The 16,271-nt window shown below is 73.2% G+C and carries 16 protein-coding genes; 14 read left to right on the forward strand and 2 right to left on the reverse strand.

All coding sequences use genetic code 11. The features are described from left to right. Positions 1-5: 5 nt before the first annotated feature. From ABZ404_RS24110 to ABZ404_RS24160, 11 genes are read left to right on the forward strand one after another with little or no spacing between them, the layout of a single operon-like run. A complete protein-coding gene (locus tag ABZ404_RS24110; RefSeq protein ID WP_358831287.1) occupies positions 6-1,247 on the forward strand; it encodes a glycosyltransferase in 1,242 nt (413 codons plus the stop codon). Then, on the forward strand, positions 1,244-2,479 hold the full coding sequence (locus ABZ404_RS24115) for a class I SAM-dependent methyltransferase (protein WP_358831288.1): 1,236 nt from the start codon (positions 1,244-1,246) through the stop codon (positions 2,477-2,479). Before ABZ404_RS24110 ends, ABZ404_RS24115 begins: the two co-directional genes overlap by 4 nt. Then, entirely contained in the window at positions 2,476-3,270 is a 795-nt protein-coding gene (locus ABZ404_RS24120; RefSeq protein ID WP_358831289.1) for a glucose-1-phosphate cytidylyltransferase, read from the forward strand. Before ABZ404_RS24115 ends, ABZ404_RS24120 begins: the two co-directional genes overlap by 4 nt. Beyond that, the gene (locus ABZ404_RS24125) at positions 3,267-3,914 is read left to right on the forward strand and encodes a PIG-L family deacetylase (protein ID WP_358831290.1); all 648 of its coding nucleotides are present in this window, start codon (positions 3,267-3,269) and stop codon (positions 3,912-3,914) included. The genes ABZ404_RS24120 and ABZ404_RS24125 overlap by 4 nt, the downstream gene beginning before the upstream one ends. A gap of 3 nt (positions 3,915-3,917) precedes the next feature. After that, entirely contained in the window at positions 3,918-4,943 is a 1,026-nt protein-coding gene (locus ABZ404_RS24130; protein WP_358831291.1) for an SDR family oxidoreductase, read from the forward strand. 17 nt (positions 4,944-4,960) lie between these two features. Further along, a complete protein-coding gene (locus ABZ404_RS24135) occupies positions 4,961-6,217 on the forward strand; it encodes a DUF4910 domain-containing protein (protein WP_358831313.1) in 1,257 nt (418 codons plus the stop codon). Further along, positions 6,214-7,512: a hypothetical protein gene (locus ABZ404_RS24140; protein ID WP_358831292.1), complete on the forward strand. Its 1,299-nt coding sequence runs from the start codon at positions 6,214-6,216 to the stop codon at positions 7,510-7,512. The genes ABZ404_RS24135 and ABZ404_RS24140 overlap by 4 nt, the downstream gene beginning before the upstream one ends. Then, a complete protein-coding gene (locus ABZ404_RS24145; protein WP_358831293.1) occupies positions 7,509-8,456 on the forward strand; it encodes a glycosyltransferase family 2 protein in 948 nt (315 codons plus the stop codon). Before ABZ404_RS24140 ends, ABZ404_RS24145 begins: the two co-directional genes overlap by 4 nt. Then, the gene (locus tag ABZ404_RS24150) at positions 8,453-9,676 is read left to right on the forward strand and encodes a polysaccharide pyruvyl transferase family protein (RefSeq protein ID WP_358831294.1); all 1,224 of its coding nucleotides are present in this window, start codon (positions 8,453-8,455) and stop codon (positions 9,674-9,676) included. Before ABZ404_RS24145 ends, ABZ404_RS24150 begins: the two co-directional genes overlap by 4 nt. After that, positions 9,673-10,224 (forward strand): dTDP-4-dehydrorhamnose 3,5-epimerase, encoded by a 552-nt coding sequence (gene rfbC, locus ABZ404_RS24155; RefSeq protein ID WP_358831295.1) that lies wholly within the window; start codon positions 9,673-9,675, stop codon positions 10,222-10,224. The genes ABZ404_RS24150 and rfbC overlap by 4 nt, the downstream gene beginning before the upstream one ends. Positions 10,225-10,230: 6 nt before the next feature. Next, positions 10,231-11,574 (forward strand): glutamate-1-semialdehyde 2,1-aminomutase, encoded by a 1,344-nt coding sequence (locus ABZ404_RS24160; protein ID WP_358831296.1) that lies wholly within the window; start codon positions 10,231-10,233, stop codon positions 11,572-11,574. A gap of 7 nt (positions 11,575-11,581) precedes the next feature. On the opposite strand, the gene ABZ404_RS24165 is transcribed toward ABZ404_RS24160, so the two are convergent. Beyond that, on the reverse strand, positions 11,582-12,298 hold the full coding sequence (locus tag ABZ404_RS24165) for a phosphatase PAP2 family protein (protein ID WP_358831297.1): 717 nt from the start codon (positions 12,296-12,298) through the stop codon (positions 11,582-11,584). A 149-nt stretch (positions 12,299-12,447) separates the two neighbouring features. Next, complete coding sequence (locus tag ABZ404_RS24170) at positions 12,448-13,413, reverse strand: pirin family protein (RefSeq protein ID WP_358831298.1); 966 nt, start codon at positions 13,411-13,413, stop codon at positions 12,448-12,450. 150 nt (positions 13,414-13,563) lie between these two features. Between ABZ404_RS24170 and ABZ404_RS24175 the strand changes: the two genes are divergently transcribed. From ABZ404_RS24175 to ABZ404_RS24185, 3 genes are all read left to right on the forward strand, one after another. Continuing rightward, positions 13,564-13,914 carry a tetratricopeptide repeat protein gene (locus ABZ404_RS24175; RefSeq protein ID WP_358831299.1) on the forward strand — a complete coding sequence of 117 codons (351 nt, stop codon included), beginning with the start codon at positions 13,564-13,566 and terminating at the stop codon, positions 13,912-13,914. A gap of 86 nt (positions 13,915-14,000) precedes the next feature. Next, complete coding sequence (corA, locus tag ABZ404_RS24180; protein ID WP_358831314.1) at positions 14,001-15,083, forward strand: magnesium/cobalt transporter CorA; 1,083 nt, start codon at positions 14,001-14,003, stop codon at positions 15,081-15,083. A 126-nt stretch (positions 15,084-15,209) separates the two neighbouring features. After that, positions 15,210-16,259 (forward strand): M4 family metallopeptidase, encoded by a 1,050-nt coding sequence (locus ABZ404_RS24185; RefSeq protein WP_358831300.1) that lies wholly within the window; start codon positions 15,210-15,212, stop codon positions 16,257-16,259. Positions 16,260-16,271 lie beyond the last annotated feature (12 nt).

The raw sequence follows: 16,271 nt of genomic DNA on the forward strand, positions 1-16,271 counted from the left end.
CACCCATGCACGTGCTCGTGGTGCACAACCGCTACTCCTCGGCGCAGCCGAGCGGGGAGAACAACGTCGTCGACCAGGAGGTGGAGCTGCTGCGCGCGGCGGGCCACCGGGTCGAGGTCTTCGAGCGGCGCAGCGACGACATCGCCGCCCGGTCCCTGCCGGGCAAGGCCGCGCTGCCCCTGCTCGTGCCGTGGAACCCGGCGGTCCGCACCGAGCTCGCCGCCCGGCTCCGCGCCGGGCGGCCGGACATCGTCCACGTCCACAACGTCTTCCCGCTACTGTCGCCCGCGGTCCTCGCCGCCTGCGCCGACGCCGGGGTGCCGGCCGTCGCCACGCTGCACAACTACACCCAGGTGTGCCCGCCCGGCACGCTGCGACGGGACGGCCGGCCGTGCACCGAGTGCGTCGGGGGGACGCCGCTGCCCGCCGTCCGGCACGGCTGCTACCGGGGTTCCCGGCTCGCCACGGTGCCGCTCGCGGTCAGCCTGTCGGTCAACCGGCGGCGCTGGTGGTCCGGTGTGGAGCGGTTCTTCTGCATCTCCGCGGCGCAGCGCGACGTCCTGGTGCGGGCCGGCATGCCGTCCGAACGGCTGGCGGTGAAACACAACTTCGTGCCGGAACCGGACGTCCGCCGCACAGGCGCCGGTGAGCATCTGCTCTATCTCGGCCGGCTCGCCGAGGCCAAGGGCGTACGGCTGCTCATGGCCGCGTGGGACGCGCTCGCCGCGGACGGCGGGGTGGGGGTGCCGCTCGTCATCGCCGGTGCGGGGCCGCTGGAGCCGGAGGTGACCGCCTGGGCGGCGGGCCGCGACGACGTGCGCCACGTCGGGCTCTACGACCCGGCGCGGTGCCGGCGGGCCATCGCGCGGGCGGTCGCGGTGGTGGCGCCCTCGACGTGGCTGGAGGCGTTCGGCCTGGTGGTGGTGGAGGCGATGGCGGCCGGGGTCCCGGCCGTCGCCGCCGGACACGGCGCCTTCGTCGAACTCGTCGAGGACGGGGTGACCGGTCTGCTGCACCGGCCGGGCGAGGCCGCCTCGCTCGCGTCCTGTCTGCGCCGGATCACGGACGGGCCGGACCGCAACCGGGAGCTGGGCCGGGCGGCCCGGCTCCGTTACGAGCAGGGGTTCAGCCCAACCGTCGGGCTGGAGCGCCTGGTGGAGGGGTACCGCACCGCGATCGCGGGGCGGCCGGAGCTGGTGCGCGGCGGGGAGACCCGCGCGGACCGGGGGGATGGGGACAGCAGATGACACGATGCCGACTCTGCGGCTCAAAAGCGATGGCGAGCGTCGTCGACCTGGGGGCGACGCCGCCGTGCGAGAGCTTCCTCGCCGCGGACCAACTGGACCTGCCGGAGCCGGCGTACCCGCTGCACCTGCGGGTCTGCACGGACTGCTGGCTCGCGCAGATCCCTCCGCTGATCACGCCGGAGGAGACGTTCAAGGAGTACGCGTACTTCTCCTCGTACTCGACGTCCTGGGTGGAGCACGCGCGCGGGTACGTCGAGGACGCCGTGCGGCGGGTGGGGCTGGGGCCGGACGCCTTCGTGGTGGAGGTCGCCAGCAACGACGGGTATCTGCTGAAGCACGTGGTGGAGCGGGGGATCCGCTGCCTGGGCATCGAGCCGTCGGTGAACGTCGGCGCGGCGGCGCGGGACGCGGGCGTGCCCACGCTCACGGAGTTCCTGGACCCGGCCACCGGCTCGGCCGTCCGCGCCGAGCACGGCCCGGCGGACCTGGTCGTGGCCAACAACGTGTACGCCCACATCCCCGACGTGGTCGGCTTCACCCGGGGGCTGCGCGCCCTGGTCGCCGACGACGGCTGGGTCTCCATCGAGGTGCAGCACCTGCTGACCCTGATCGAGGAGAACCAGTACGACACGATCTACCACGAGCACTTCCAGTACTACACGGTCGCGTCCGCGATCCGGGCGCTGGCCAGTGGCGGGCTCGCGCTGGTGGACGTCGAGCTGCTGCCCACCCACGGCGGGTCCATCCGGCTGTGGGCGCGGCCCGCCGAGGCGGCGGGCGAGCCGAGCCGTACGGTGGCCGAGGTGCTGGAGCGGGAGCGGGCGGCCGGGCTCCAGGAGCCGTCGGGGTACGCCGAGTTCTCCGCCCGGGTGGCCAAGGTGCGCCGGGATCTGCTCAGGTTTTTGATCGAGGCGGCCGAGCGCGGTGAGACGGTCGTCGGCTACGGCGCCCCGGGCAAGGGCAACACCCTGCTCAACCACTGCGGCATCCGGCCCGACCTGCTCGCGTACACCGTCGACCGCAACCCGTACAAGCACGGCAGGTTCACACCGGGCACCCGGATCCCGATCCTGCCGCCCGAGCGGATCGCCGCCGACCGGCCGGACTACGTCCTCGTCCTGCCGTGGAACCTGCGGGCCGAGCTGACCGAGCAGTTGTCCTTCGTGCACGACTGGGGCGGCCGGCTGGTCTTCCCCATACCGGAACTGAGCATTGTCGAGGTCACAGCATGAAGGTCGTCCTGTTCTGCGGCGGTTACGGGATGCGGATGCGCAACGGGTCCTCCGACGACGTGCCCAAGCCGATGGCGATGGTCGGCCCGCGGCCGCTGATCTGGCACGTCATGCGCTACTACGCGCACTTCGGGCACACCGAGTTCATCCTGTGCCTGGGGTACGGGGCCCACCACATCAAGGACTTCTTCCTCAACTACGAGGAGACGACCTCCAACGACTTCGTGCTGCGGCGCGGGAAGACCGAGCTGCTGTCCACCGACATCGCCTCCTGGACGATCACGTTCGTGCAGACCGGTGTCGAGTCGCCGATCGGGGAGCGGCTGCGCCGGGTCCGCCACCACCTGGAGGGCGAGGAGATGTTCCTCGCCAACTACGCCGACGTGCTCACCGACGCCCCGCTGCCGGAGATGATCGACCTGTTCTCCCGGCGCGACGCGGGCGCGTCGATGATGGTGGTGCCGCCGCAGTCCTCCTTCCACTGCGTGGAGCTGGGCGAGGACGGCCTGGTGGGGGGCATCACCGCGGTGAGCGAACTGCCGCTGTGGGAGAACGGCGGCTACTTCGTGCTCCGCCAGGAGATCTTCGACCACATACCGGAGAACGGAGACCTGGTCGGCGACGGCTGCGCCCGGCTGGCCAAGCAGGGCCGCCTGGTGGCGCACCGGCACCGCGGCTTCTGGAAACCGACCGACACCGTCAAGGAGCGGGCCGCGCTCGACGACGCCTACGCCCGGGGCGAGCGCCCGTGGGCCGTGTGGGAGCGGGACGGCGCGGGGGCGAGGGCGTGATCCGGCTCAGCGCCGGGCGCCCGGACCGGATCGCCGCGGTGGGCGCGCACTGCGACGACATCGCCATCGGCGCCGGCGGCACACTGCTGACGCTGTGCCGGGCGCGGCCGGGCGTCCGCGTCGACGCGCTGGTGCTCTCCGGCGGGGGCGGAGAGCGGGAGCGGGAGGAGCGGGCCGCGCTCGCCGCCTTCTGCCCCGGCGCCGACCTGCGGCTGACCGTGCTGAAACTCCCCGACGGCCGGCTGCCCGTGCACTGGGACGAGGCCAAGGCCGCGGTCGAGGAGCTGCGCGGGCGCACCGACCCGGATCTCGTGCTGGCCCCGCGCACCGAGGACGCGCACCAGGACCACCGCGGTCTGGCGCGGCTGATACCCACCGCCTTCCGCGACCACCTCGTGCTCGGCTACGAGATCGTCAAGTGGGACGGCGACCTGGGCCGGATGGCGGCGTACCAGCCGCTGTCGCCGGAGACCGCCGAACAGAAGGTGCGGCTGCTCCAGGAGCACTACCCCTCGCAGCGGCACCGGCCGTGGTACGACCGCGAGGCCTTCCTCGGCCTCGCCCGCATCCGCGGCATCGAATGCCACGCCCGCTACGCCGAGGCGTTCGCCGTCACCAAACTCATGCTCGACCTGGGGGAATGACCTGTGCGTGTACTGCTGACCGGACACCAGGGCTACCTGGGGACCGTGATGGCCCCGGTCCTCGCCGCCGCCGGACACGAGGTCGTCGGCCTCGACGCGGGCCTGTTCGCCGACTGCGTGCTGGGCCCGCGGCCCGAGGACCCGCCCGGGCACCGGGTGGACCTGCGGGACGTCACGGCCGAGCATGTGGCCGGGGTGGACGCCGTGATCCACCTGGCCGCGCTCTCCAACGACCCGCTGGGAGCGCTGGCGCCGCAGCTCACCTACGACATCAACCACCACGCGTCCGTACGCCTCGCCCGGCTGGCCCGCGAGGCCGGTGTGCGGCGCTTCCTGTACGCCTCGACCTGCTCGGTCTACGGCGCCGCCGGTGGCGGCGGCCTGGTGGCCGAGGACGCCCCGCTGCGCCCGGTGACGCCGTACGCGGAGTCCAAGGTGCGGGTCGAGGACGATCTGCACGACCTGGCCGACGGCGACTTCAGCCCGGTGTACCTGCGCAACGCCACCGCCTTCGGCTACTCGCCCCGGCTGCGCGCCGACATCGTGCTCAACAACCTGGTGGGCCACGCGCTGCTCTCCGGCGAGGTGCTGGTGCTCTCCGACGGCACCCCCTGGCGCCCGCTGGTGCACGCGGCCGACATCGCCCGCGCCTTCACGGCCGCGCTGGCCGCGCCCCGGGAGGCGGTGCACGACCGGGCGTTCAACATCGGCAGCGAGGTCAACAACGTCACGGTCGCCGAGATCGCCGACCAGGTCGCCGAGGCGGTGCCGGGTGCGAAGGTGAATATCACCGGGGAGAACGGCGCCGACCCGCGCTCGTACCGGGTCGACTTCTCCCGGTTCCGCGCGGCGGTCCCCGGCTTCGACTGCGCGTGGACGGTGAAGCGGGGCGCCCTCGAACTCGCCGACGCCTACCGTGCGCACGGGCTGACCCGGGAGGCCTTCGAGCAGCGCTTCACCCGTCTCGCCGTGCTGCGCGCGGCGTCCGGGGCGGGCACGGTCGACGACACCCTGCGGCGGCGCGGGTGACCGGGACGGGCAAGGAGATGCACGCCCTGGTGGAGCGGCTGTATCCGCTGTGCCGGAGCATCACCGGCGACGGGGTGCGCGCCACCCTGGACATCGTCGGCGAGTACGTTCCGCTCCAGGTGCACGAGGTGCCGACCGGGACGCGGGTGCTCGACTGGACGGTGCCGCAGGAGTGGAACATCCGGGACGCCTACATCGCCGACGCCACCGGCCGCCGGGTCGTCGACTTCGCCGCGTCCAGCCTGCACGTGCTGGGCTACAGCGTGCCGGTGTCCGCGACCATGCCCCTGTCCGAGCTGCGCGACCATCTGCACACCCTGCCGGAGCACCCGTCCTGGGTGCCCTACCGCACCAGTTACTACAAGCCGGCCTGGGGTTTCTGCCTGGCGCAGGAGACCCTGGACGCCTTGCCGGACGGTGAGTACGAGGTGTGCGTCGACTCCACGCTCGCCGACGGCCACCTCACCTACGCCGAGCACGTGGTGCCCGGACAGGTCGCCGACGAGGTGATCGTCTCCTGCCACGTCTGCCACCCGTCGCTGGCCAACGACAACCTGGCCGGCATCGCGGTGGCGGTGTTCCTGGCCCGCGCGCTGGCGGAGCGGACGCCGTATTACACCTACCGGTTCATCTTCGCGCCCGGCACCATCGGCGCCATCACGTGGCTGGCGCGCAACGCGGAGCGGGTGCGGGAACGGGTCAGGCACGGGCTGGTGCTGGCCTGCGCCGGCGACCGGGGCCCGTTGACGTACAAGCGGAGCAGGCGCGGCGACGCGGGGATCGACCGGGTGATGCGGCATGTGCTGACCGCTTCCGGACGGCCGCACGGGATCACCGAGTTCACCCCGTACGGCTATGACGAGCGGCAGTACTGCTCGCCCGGGTTCGACCTCGGTGTGGGCTCGCTCAGCCGGACGCCGTACGCGCGCTATCCCGAGTACCACACCTCGGCGGACAACCCCGACTTCGTCTCCCCGGACGCGATGGAGGACACCCTCGCCGTCTGCCGCGAGGCGTTCGCCGTCCTGGACCGCGACCGGCGGTACGTCAACCTCAGCCCCTACGGCGAGCCGCAGTTGGGGCGGCGCGGGCTGTACGACTCGCTCGGGGGCCGCAGCGACGCCAAGCAGACCGAGATGGCGATGCTGTGGGTGCTGAGCCTCTCCGACGGCGAGCACTCCCTGCTGGACGTCGCCGAGCGGTCCGGGCTGCCCTTCGACGCCGTCGCCGACGCGGCCGACGCGCTGCGCGGCGCCGAGCTGATCGGGGAATGACTCCGATGACCACCGAGGGGGAGAAGGCGGCGGCACCGGCCGGATCCGCCCGGCGGGCGCTGGTCGGCCGGCTGTCCTGGGGCCTGGCCGACCAGGCGGCCTCCAGCGTGAGCAACTTCGCGGTGGGGATCTATGTGGCGCGCTCGCTGGGGGTGACCGCGTTCGGTGTGTTCAGCCTGGCGTGGGTGACCTACGGCGTGGTGCTCAACGTCTCCCGGGGCCTTGCCACCGATCCGCTCGTGGTGCGCTTCAGCGGGGTGGCGGAGGCCGCCTGGCGCGGGGCGGTGGCCCGGTCCTCGGGTACCGCGCTCGCCGTCGGCGCCGCCCTCGGTACGGCGTGCGCGGCGGTCGGCCTCACCCTCGGCGGCCGGGTGGGGCCCGCGTTCGCCTGTCTCGGCTTCATGCTGCCGGGGCTGCTGCTCCAGGACGCCTGGCGGTACTCGTTCTTCGCCGCGGGCACCGGGCGCAAGGCGTTCGTCAACGACGTCGTGTGGGGCGTCGCGCTCGTCCCGGCGATGGTCGCGGCGGCCCACCGGGGCACCGTGGCCGCCTTCGTCCTCGCCTGGGGCGCGTCCGCCACGGTGGCCGCGGCGTACGGCTGCGTCCAGTGCGGCATCCGGCCCCGGCTGGGCGAGGCGCGCGGGTGGCTGCGCGAGCAGCGCGACCTCGGCTACCGCTACCTGGTCGAGAACGTCAGCCTCAGCGGCGCCAACCAGCTGCGGGCGTACGGGCTCGGCGCGATCGTCGGGGTCGGCGCGGTGGGCGCGGTCCGGGGCGCGGAGCTGCTGCTCGGCCCGTTCCTCGCCGTACTGATGGGCCTGTCGCTGGTCACCGTCGCGGAGGCGGCGCGAGTGCTGCGGCGGGCCCCGCACCGCCTGGGCACCTTCTGCCTCCTGCTGGGCGGCGGGCAGGCCGCCGCCGCGCTGCTGTGGGGCGGGGCGCTGCTGCTGATGCCGGACCGGCTCGGCGGGCTCGTCCTCGGCGACGTCTGGCACTCCTCCTCCCAGCTCATCGTGCCGGTCACCCTCGGCGTCGCGGGCGCCGGGCTCGGCACGGGGGCCGCGGCCGGGCTGCGCGCGCTCGCCGCGGCCCGGCGCGGCCTGCGCTGCCAGCTGTTCGCCTCCGCCTGCTACGTCGGCGGCGGGCTCGGCGGGGCGGCCGCGGCCGGCACGGTCGGCTCGGCCTGGGGCGTCGCCGTCGCGACCGGCTGCAGCTCGGCCGTGTGGTGGCTCCAGTTGCGGTCCGCCCTGCGCGAGCACCTTCACCACCCCATCCCCGAAGTGAGGACCTCATGACCGACCGTCCCCGGCTGAGCATCGGCCTGCCCGTGTACAACGGCGAGGAGTACCTGGCCGAGTCGTTCGACGCGCTGCTCGGCCAGAGTTACGAGGACTTCGAGCTGGTCGTCTCGGACAACGCCTCGATGGACGGGACCGAGGACATCTGCCGCCGGTACGCGGCGAAGGACTCGCGCATCCGGTACACGCGGCTGCCCCGGAACATCGGCGCGACGCCCAACCACAACCGGGTGTTCGCCCTGTCCCGGGGCGAACTGTTCAAGTGGGCCTCGCACGACGACCTGTACGCCCGCGACCTGCTGCTGCGCTGCGTCCAGGCGCTGGACGAGCGGCCGGAGATGATTTTGGCGCACACCGGCCAGGCGGTCATCGACGGCGACGGGCAGGTGAAGGTCCCGTACGAGTACACCCTCGCCACCGACTCGCCGCACGCGCCGCAGCGCTTCCGCAGCCTGCTGTTCGAGCCCGGCGGCGACGACTTCTACGGGGTGCTGCGGGCCGACGTGCTGCGCCGGGTGAAGCCGCTCGACAGCTACCACCACGCGGACCGCACGTTCGTCGCCGAGATCGCCCTGCACGGGCCCTTCCACCAGGTGCCGGAGCTGCTGTACTTCCGCCGCGACCACCCCGCCCGCGCCGAGCGGGCCAACCCCACCAAGCGCGCCCGCTGCGTCAACCTCGACCCGCGCCGGGCGGGCCCGCTGCATCCGACGCCCCGGCTGCTCGCCGAGTACGTCGCCGGCTTCGTCGCGGCGATCCGGCGGGCCCCGCTCTCCTCGGCCGACCGGCGGGCCTGCTACCGCCATCTCGCCGCGTGGATGGCCAGCCGGGCGCGGCCAGGCGCCGGCGAGCGGGTGGAGGACCGCGCGCCGGTCGACCCGGACCGGCTCACCGTCTCCGTGGACGCCCTGGTCCCGGGCCGCGAGGGGAGGGGGGCGTGAGCGCCGTCCGTGTCGGGGTGTTCGGCTTACTGGGCTCGGGCAACCTCGGCAACGACGGGTCGCTGGAGGCACTGCTCGGGTATCTGCGCGCCGAGCACCCGGAAGCGGCCGTGGACGCGCTGTGCGGCGGCCCGGAAGCCGTCACGGCCCGGTACGGGATCCCCGCGACGCGGCTGCACTGGTACCGCGGGGAGTACCGGACCGCGTCCCGCGCGGGCGCGGTCGCGGGCAAGGGGCTGGGCAAATTCGTCGACGTCTTCCGCACCGCCGCCTGGGTGCGCCGGCACGACGTGGTGATGGTGCCGGGCATGGGTGTCCTGGAGGCCACCCTGCCGCTGCGGCCGTGGGGCTTCCCGTACGCGCTGTTCCTGCTCTGCGCGAGCGGCCGGCTCTCCGGCACCCGGGTGGCGCTGGTCGGTGTGGGGGCCGCCCCGATCGGCAACCGGGCGACGCGGACGCTGGTGCGCTGGTCGGCGCGGCTGGCCGCGTACCGCTCGTACCGGGACGGCCCGTCCCGCGACGCGATGCGGGCGATGGGTGTGGACACCACGCGCGACGGGGTCTGCCCGGACCTCGCGTTCGCCCTGCCGGTGCCACCGGCGAGCGCGCCCCCGGGACCGGCGGGCACGGTCTGCGTCGGTGTGATGGCCTTCCACGGCGGCGACGACGACCGCGACCGGGCCGAGGAGATCCACCGGCGCTACCTCGACGGGGTGACCGGGTTCGTCCGGGCGCTGGTCGACGACGGCAGGCCGGTGCGGCTGCTCACCGGCGACGAGGTCGACCGGCCGGTGGTCGCCGCGATCCTCCAGGCGGTGGACTCGCCGCTGGTCACCGTCGCCGAGACGGCCTCGCTCGCCGATCTGATGAAGGAGGCGGCGGCGGCCGACACGGTGGTGGCGACCCGCTACCACAACCTGATCTGCGCGCTGAAGGCGGGCACACCGACGCTCGCCCTCAGCTACGCGGCGAAGAGCGACGCGCTCATGGCCCGGATGGGTCTGGGCCCGTACCGCCATCCGGCCCGCGAGGTCGACACGGACCGGTTGGTCGAGCAGTTCCGGGAGCTGGAGAAGAACGCGGCGGAGCTGCGCCGGACCCTCGCCGAGCGGAACCGTGCCGCCGCCCGCCAACTCGACGACCAGTTCGCCGCGTTGACCGCGGCCCTGTTCCCGACGACCGGCCGTGCGCGGCCCCGCGCCCGCCAGGAGGCTCCATGAAGGTGACCGAAGTCCCCGAGATCGCGGGCGCGTTCCTCTTCGAACCGACGCCGTACGCCGACGAACGCGGCTTCTTCTGCCGCACCTTCGACGCCGACGTGGTCCGCTCGGTGGGCCTGGACCCGGACGCCTTCGTCCAGGACAGCCTCTCCCGCTCGGTCCGGGGCGTGCTGCGCGGTCTGCACCTGCGCTCGGGAGAGGGCGAGGCCAAGCTGGTGCGGTGTTCCCACGGGCGGATCTTCGACGTCGTCGTGGACCTGCGGCCGACTTCGCCGACGTACCGCAACCAGGCCTCCTTCGAGCTGTCCGGGGAGACCCAGGTGACCCTGTACATCCCGGCGGGCTGTGCGCACGGTTTCCAGGCGCTGACCGAGACCGCCGACACCTCTTATCGGATCGACCGCCCGCATGATCCGGCCGAAGACGTGACGATCGCCTTCGACGACCCGGAACTTGCGATTGACTGGCCCCTGCCGGCCACGTCGATGTCCCAGCGGGACCGGGCGGCGCCGGGCCTGGCGGAGGTCCTGAAGTCCATCGAGAGGTGAGGTCGGTTGGCAACCCAAGACACCGAAGCCACGGAAGAGTTCCGCCTGCCGCGCTCGCGGCTGGCGAACGAGCGGCTGCACGCGATGATCCCCGGCGGCGCGCACACCTACGCCAAGGGCGACGACCAGTACCCCGAGAACCTGGCCCCGGTCATCAGCCACGGCCGGGGCGCCCATGTGTGGGACGTCGACGGGAACCGCTACATCGAGTACGGGTCCGGCCTGCGCTCGGTCAGCCTCGGCCACGCCCACCCCCGGGTGATCGAGGCGGTACGGCGGGAACTCGACCGCGGCAGCAACTTCGTCCGGCCGTCCATCGTGGAGGTGGAGGCCGCCGAACGGTTCCTGGCCACGGTGCCCACCGCCGAGATGGTGAAGTTCGCCAAGAACGGCTCCGACGCCACCACCGCGGCGGTGCGGCTCGCCCGCGCCGCCACCGGGCGCCAGCGGGTGGCGCTCTGCTCCGACCACCCGTTCTTCTCCGTCGACGACTGGTTCATCGGCACCACGCCGATGTCCGCCGGTGTCCCGGCGGTGACCACCGACCTCACGGTCGGGTTCCCCTACGGGGACCTGGCCGCCACCGAGGAACTGCTCGACCGCTACCCGGGCGAGGTCGCCTGCCTCATCCTCGAACCCGCCGCCCACACCGAGCCGCCGCCCGGGTATCTGGCGGGCCTGCGCGCACTGGCCGACCGGCACGGCTGCGTCCTGGTCTTCGACGAGATGATCACCGGTTTCCGCTGGTCCGAGGCGGGCGCCCAGGGCCTGTACGGTGTCGTCCCCGACCTCTCCACCTTCGGCAAGGCGCTGGGCAACGGGTTCGCCGTCTCCGCGCTGGCCGGGCGCCGCGACCTGATGGAGCGCGGCGGGCTGCGGCACTCCGGCGAGCGGGTGTTCCTGCTGTCGACCACGCACGGCGCGGAGACGCACGCGCTGGCCGCCGCGATGGCCGTGCAGAGCACCTACACCGAGGAGGGCGTCACCGCGCGGCTGCACGCCCTCGGCGAGCGGCTGGCCGCCGGTGTCCGCGCCGCCGCGGCCGGTGCGGGCGTCGGCGACCACGTCGTCGTCCGGGGCCGGGCCAGCAACCTGGTCTTCGCCACCCTCGACGAGAACGGGCAGCCGTCGCAGCGGTACCGCACCCTGTTCCTGCGCCAACTGCTCGCGGGCGGGGTGCTGGCCCCGTCGTTCGTGGTGAGCAGCGCCCTCGACGAGGCCGACATCGACCGTACCGTCGACGTGGTGGCGCAGGCGTGTGCGGTGTACCGCAAGGCGCTGGACGCCGCCGATCCGGACCCCTGGCTCGCGGGGCGGCCGGTGAAACCGGTGTTCCGGCGCCTGGCCTGACCGTATGTCAGCGAGCTTGCTCCCGCCCGGCGTCGGTCCTGCGGCCGGCGTCCGGTCCCCGGTCGGCCGCGCGGTCGAGCAGCCACGCGGTCGCCGGTACCACCGCGAGTGCGGTGCACCAACCGCCGAGGACGTCGGTCGGGTAGTGCGCGCCGAGGGCCACCTGCGCCCAGCCCATCACGGCGCCGGCGGCCAGCGCGGCGGCGAGCACGAGGGACGTGGCGGCCGTCCTGCCGAGTCCTGGGCGGCCGGCCGCGGGCAGCGCCACCACGAGGGCGAGGGCGGTCGCGAAGGCGGTGTGCCCGCTGGGGTAGGACAGGTTGCCGTCGCCGTGGATGGTGCGTCCCACCAGGTGCTTGAGGAGCGTCGCCGTGGCGACCGTCGCGCCCGCGGCGGCGACGACGAGCACCGCCGCGCGAGGGCGCCGCAGCAGCAGGAAGACCGTGACGAGGACCGCGAGCAGCAGGGCCGATCCGGCGGGCTCCCCCAGGAAGTCCAGGGCCAGAGCGGCACGCCGCCACGGCGGTCCGACGCTGTCCGCCGTCGGCGCGACGAGCCGGCGGTCCACGCCGCCGGGCTCGCCGTGGCCCGCGTACCGGATTCCGAGCGCGGCGACCACCAGCGCGGCGAGGGCCGCGATCAGCGCGAACCGCGCGCGCAGGGCCGGAGGCAGCGCCTCGGGCGCCGTCCGGCCGGTCGACTCCCCGCCACCCGCCGCCGTCAAGGTCCCCCACCCTTCGGAACTGCCCGGTGCCGCCCCCCGACGGCATCGGGAGCAGTCTCCCCCGCCACCGCCCGGGCCGACAACGCGTTCACCCGAACCGCCCCCGGACGGCCGGTTCCTGCCCCTGCCGGCCGGGGATCCGTCCTGGTTCAGCGCACCCGTCCCCGCGGTTTCAAGGGGCCCGGCGGGAGCTCCGGCGCCGGGAGCGGGGCTCCGTCGTAGCCCTTGACCGTCCCGAAGCGGCTGCCGTCGGTCCACTGGGCGCGCGCTTGGGCGATCTCCTCGGAGGAGCGCCCGATGAAGTTCCACCACATCACGATCTCCTCCTCGAACGGCTCGCCGCCCAGGAGCATCAGGGAGGCGTCGGAGAGCGCGTGCAGGGGGAGTTCGGTGCGGCCGCAGCCGAGGTAGAGCATCGAGCCGGGCAGGACCGGGACGCCGTCCACGCGCGCCTCGCCGGACATCGACAGGACCGCGTACTCGAAGTCGGGGTCCAGTGGCAGACCCGGCTCCGCGCCCGCGGTGAGGGACAGGTCGGCGCCGACCAGCGGCGAGTAGACCGTGCCCGGCGAGGCCGCGCCGTCGATCTCGCCCAGGATCACCGTGGCCCGCAGACCGGGCGCGGTGACCGTGGGCAGGTCCGCGTGGTGCTGGAAGTGCGGTTCGGTGTGGCGGTGGGCGTCGGGCAGGGCGACCCAGAGCTGGGCGCCGTGCAGCAGGCGCGCGTGCTCGCGGGGGCTCTCCTCGGAGTGGCTGATCGCCCGCCCGGAGGTCATCAGGCCGAGCTCGCGCGGGCGGACGGTCCGGAGGCTGCCCAGGCTGTCGCGGTGCAGCACCTCGCCCTCATGCAGCCAGCTCACCGTCTGGAGCCCCATGTGCGGGTGCGGCGGCACCTGCATACCGGGCTCGTCGGCGATGTCGTCCGGGCCGTAGTGGTCGACGAACGCCCAGGCGCCCACCATGCGGCGGCCGAGGTTCGGCAGCAGCCGGCGGACCTCGGTGGACTCGCCGAGCCGGACGGTGCGCGGCGACAGCAGCTCGCGCACCGGCTCGGCGACGACGAAGCCGCGCCCGCCGCACACGGAGAGCGTGGCCTGACGATCGAGATTGCTCATGCCGGTCAACCTATTCCTGTCGGGGTACCCGGTGGCAGCCTCCCACGCACCGGAGGACCATGGGTGGTGGAATTTTCAACCATCACGGGGCGTTGGCGCCGTCGTACCAGCAGGACCGGGCCCCGCCCGGCAGCCCAGGAAGGACGTGTCGTGGCCGGCAGCTACTACGAGTTCGGGACCACCGCCGAGCGCTGGGACCGCGCCCAGCAGTTCTTCGCGGCCAAGGAGTACGTCACGGCCGTGGGCATCCTCACCGGCATCGTCGACGAGGTGCCCGAGCAGGTCGCCCCGCGGCTGCTGCTCGCCCGCGCCTACTACCACTCCGCCCAGCTGAAGAAGGCGGAGGCGGAGCTGCGTGCCGTCCTGGAGCGCGATCCGGTCGAGGGGTACGCGACGCTCATGCTCGGCCGCACCCTGGAGCGCCAGGGCCGGCCCGGGGACGCGGCCCGCTATCTGCGGCTCGCCGCCGCCTTCGACGGGGACGTCGCCGCACAGCCGTGACCTGCGCTCTCGGCGCGATGGCCGGTCCGTGAGCCGTACATGGCACACTGGCCGCCGATCCGCCGAAGGAGTGCCGAGCCGTGCCCATGATCCGCAACCTCCGCAGGGCGGTCCGCCGTGCCTACCGCCGCACGGTGGACCTCAGCCACCCGGCCCGCTCGCCGCTCGGCAGCGCCGTGGTGAACTGCGTGGTCTACCGCGACGGGGTGCGCCAGCCCGGCGACTGCCCGGTGGAGGAGGCCGTACGGCGGGTGCGCGGGACCGGGGAGGGGTTCGTGTGGGTCGGGCTGCACGAGCCGAGCGCCGAGGAGTTCGCCGGGATCGCCGAGCTCTTCGGGCTGCACCCGCTGGCCGTGGAGGACGCGGTCCGCGCCCATCAGCGCCCGCAGGTGCAGAGTTATGACGACGTGCTGTTCGCGGTGTTCAAGACCGTCTGCTACGTCGAGCACGAGGAGCTGACCGCGACCAGCGAGGTCGTCGAGACCGGTGAGCTGATGATGTTCACCGGGCCCGACTTCGTGGTCACCGTCCGGCACGGCAGGCACGGTTCGCTCGGTCCGCTGCGCGAGTCCCTGGAGAAGACCCCCGACCAGCTCGCCCAGGGCCCGGCGGCGGTGCTGCACGCGATAGCGGACCACGTCGTCGACGACTACCTCGTGGTCATCGACGCCATGCAGGCGGACGTGGACGCGGTGGAGACCGCCGTGTTCAGCGACACCGCCGGGCGCGGCGACGCGGGCCGCATCTACCAGCTCAAGCGCGAACTGCTGGAGTTCAAGCGGGCGGTGACCCCGCTCTACCGGCCGCTGAAGGCGCTCGCCACCGAGCCGATGCCGCTCATCGGCCCGGACACCCAGCCGTACTTCCGTGACGTCTTCGACCATCTGGCCAGGGTGAACGAGCAGATCGGCTCGTTCGACGCGCTCCTGGACTCGATCCTCCAGGCCCATCTGGCACAGGTGACGGTGGCCCAGAACGAGGACATGCGCAAGATCACGGCCTGGGCGGCGATCGTCGCCGTGCCGACGATGGTGTGCGGGATCTACGGCATGAACTTCGACCACATGCCCGAGCTGCACTGGAAGTACGGCTACCCCCTCGCCCTGGCGGTCATGGCGGTGGCCTGCCTCGCCATCCACCGGGGGTTCCGCCGCAACGGCTGGCTGTAGACGCGCGGTTGACAGGCGGGCGCGGTCACCCTCCGTAGAAGCGGGCGTTCCGACTCCGCCACCTATTTTCAGCCAACTCGACTACAGGTATCACCGAAGCGGTCACGCTGTGCCACATTGCTCGGCATGGAGACCAACACCGTGTTCTGCACGATCGTCCCGCCCCATGTCCTCGACAAGCTCGCGCAGGCCGAGGACCCCGCCACGTTCGAGCCAGCCCGCCGCACCCTGGAGCACGACGCGCTCCAGCGCACCCGGCGCCGGATCACCACCGTGCGTGGCCTGGCCCCGTCGACAGGCACGCCGTCCGACCATCCCGACCGCACGATCTACGACGCGCGGGGGCAGGAGACGCTGCCGGGGAAGAAGGTGCACGCCGAGAGCGACACGCCGTCGAAGGACGCGACCGTCAACCGCGCGCACGCCGGGCTCGGTGCCACTTTCGAGCTGTATCTCAAGGCGTACGGCCGGCACTCCATCGACGACAGCGGGCTGCCGCTCGACGCGACCGTCCACTACGGCGAGAAGTACGACAACGCCTTCTGGAACGGCGAGCAGATGGTGTTCGGCGACGGGGACGGCGAGCTCTTCCTCGACTTCACCATCCCGGTCGACGTCATCGGCCACGAACTCACCCACGGCGTCACGCAGTACACCGCCAACCTGGAGTACTTCGGGCAGTCCGGCGCGCTCAACGAGTCGCTCTCCGACGTCTTCGGCTCGCTCATCAAGCAGTACGCGCTCGGCCAGTCCGCCGACCAGGCCGACTGGCTCATCGGCGCCGGGCTGCTCGGCCCGGGCATCCACGGCGAGGCGCTGCGCTCGATGAGGGCGCCGGGCACGGCGTACGACGACCCGCAGCTCGGCAAGGACCCGCAGCCCGCCACGATGGAGGACTTCGTGCGCACCAGCCGGGACAACGGCGGGGTGCACATCAACTCGGGCATCCCCAACCACGCGTTCTACCTGGCGGCGACCGCCCTGGGCGGCTACGCCTGGGAGCGGGCCGGGAAGATCTGGTACGCCACGCTGACCGGCGGGGAGCTGGCGAGCGACGCCAAGTTCTCCGACTTCGGCCGCCTCACGGTCGCCACCGCCCGCAGCCTCTTCGGCGACGGCGACGAGCTCCAGGCCGTCACCAAGGCGTGGAGCCAGGTCGGGGTGCCGCTCGCCTGAAGGCGCGTCGCC

This window comes from Streptomyces sp. NPDC005878 (genome assembly GCF_040629815.1).
Taxonomy (GTDB): Bacteria; Actinomycetota; Actinomycetes; order Streptomycetales; family Streptomycetaceae; genus Streptomyces.

What these genes read in the sequence shown, in the direction of transcription:
- ABZ404_RS24170 (WP_358831298.1), bottom strand. Translation starts at nt 13,413, where the DNA reads ATGAGCAATCTCGATCGTCAGGCCACGCTCTCCGTGTGCGGCGGGCGC.
- ABZ404_RS24120 (WP_358831289.1), top strand. Translation starts at nt 2,476, where the DNA reads ATGAAGGTCGTCCTGTTCTGCGGCGGTTACGGGATGCGGATGCGCAAC.
- corA (WP_358831314.1), top strand. Translation starts at nt 14,001, where the DNA reads ATGATCCGCAACCTCCGCAGGGCGGTCCGCCGTGCCTACCGCCGCACG.
- ABZ404_RS24115 (WP_358831288.1), top strand. Translation starts at nt 1,244, where the DNA reads ATGACACGATGCCGACTCTGCGGCTCAAAAGCGATGGCGAGCGTCGTC.
- ABZ404_RS24145 (WP_358831293.1), top strand. Translation starts at nt 7,509, where the DNA reads ATGACCGACCGTCCCCGGCTGAGCATCGGCCTGCCCGTGTACAACGGC.
- ABZ404_RS24140 (WP_358831292.1), top strand. Translation starts at nt 6,214, where the DNA reads ATGACTCCGATGACCACCGAGGGGGAGAAGGCGGCGGCACCGGCCGGA.
- ABZ404_RS24185 (WP_358831300.1), top strand. Translation starts at nt 15,210, where the DNA reads ATGGAGACCAACACCGTGTTCTGCACGATCGTCCCGCCCCATGTCCTC.
- rfbC (WP_358831295.1), top strand. Translation starts at nt 9,673, where the DNA reads ATGAAGGTGACCGAAGTCCCCGAGATCGCGGGCGCGTTCCTCTTCGAA.
- ABZ404_RS24110 (WP_358831287.1), top strand. Translation starts at nt 6, where the DNA reads ATGCACGTGCTCGTGGTGCACAACCGCTACTCCTCGGCGCAGCCGAGC.
- ABZ404_RS24135 (WP_358831313.1), top strand. Translation starts at nt 4,961, where the DNA reads ATGCACGCCCTGGTGGAGCGGCTGTATCCGCTGTGCCGGAGCATCACC.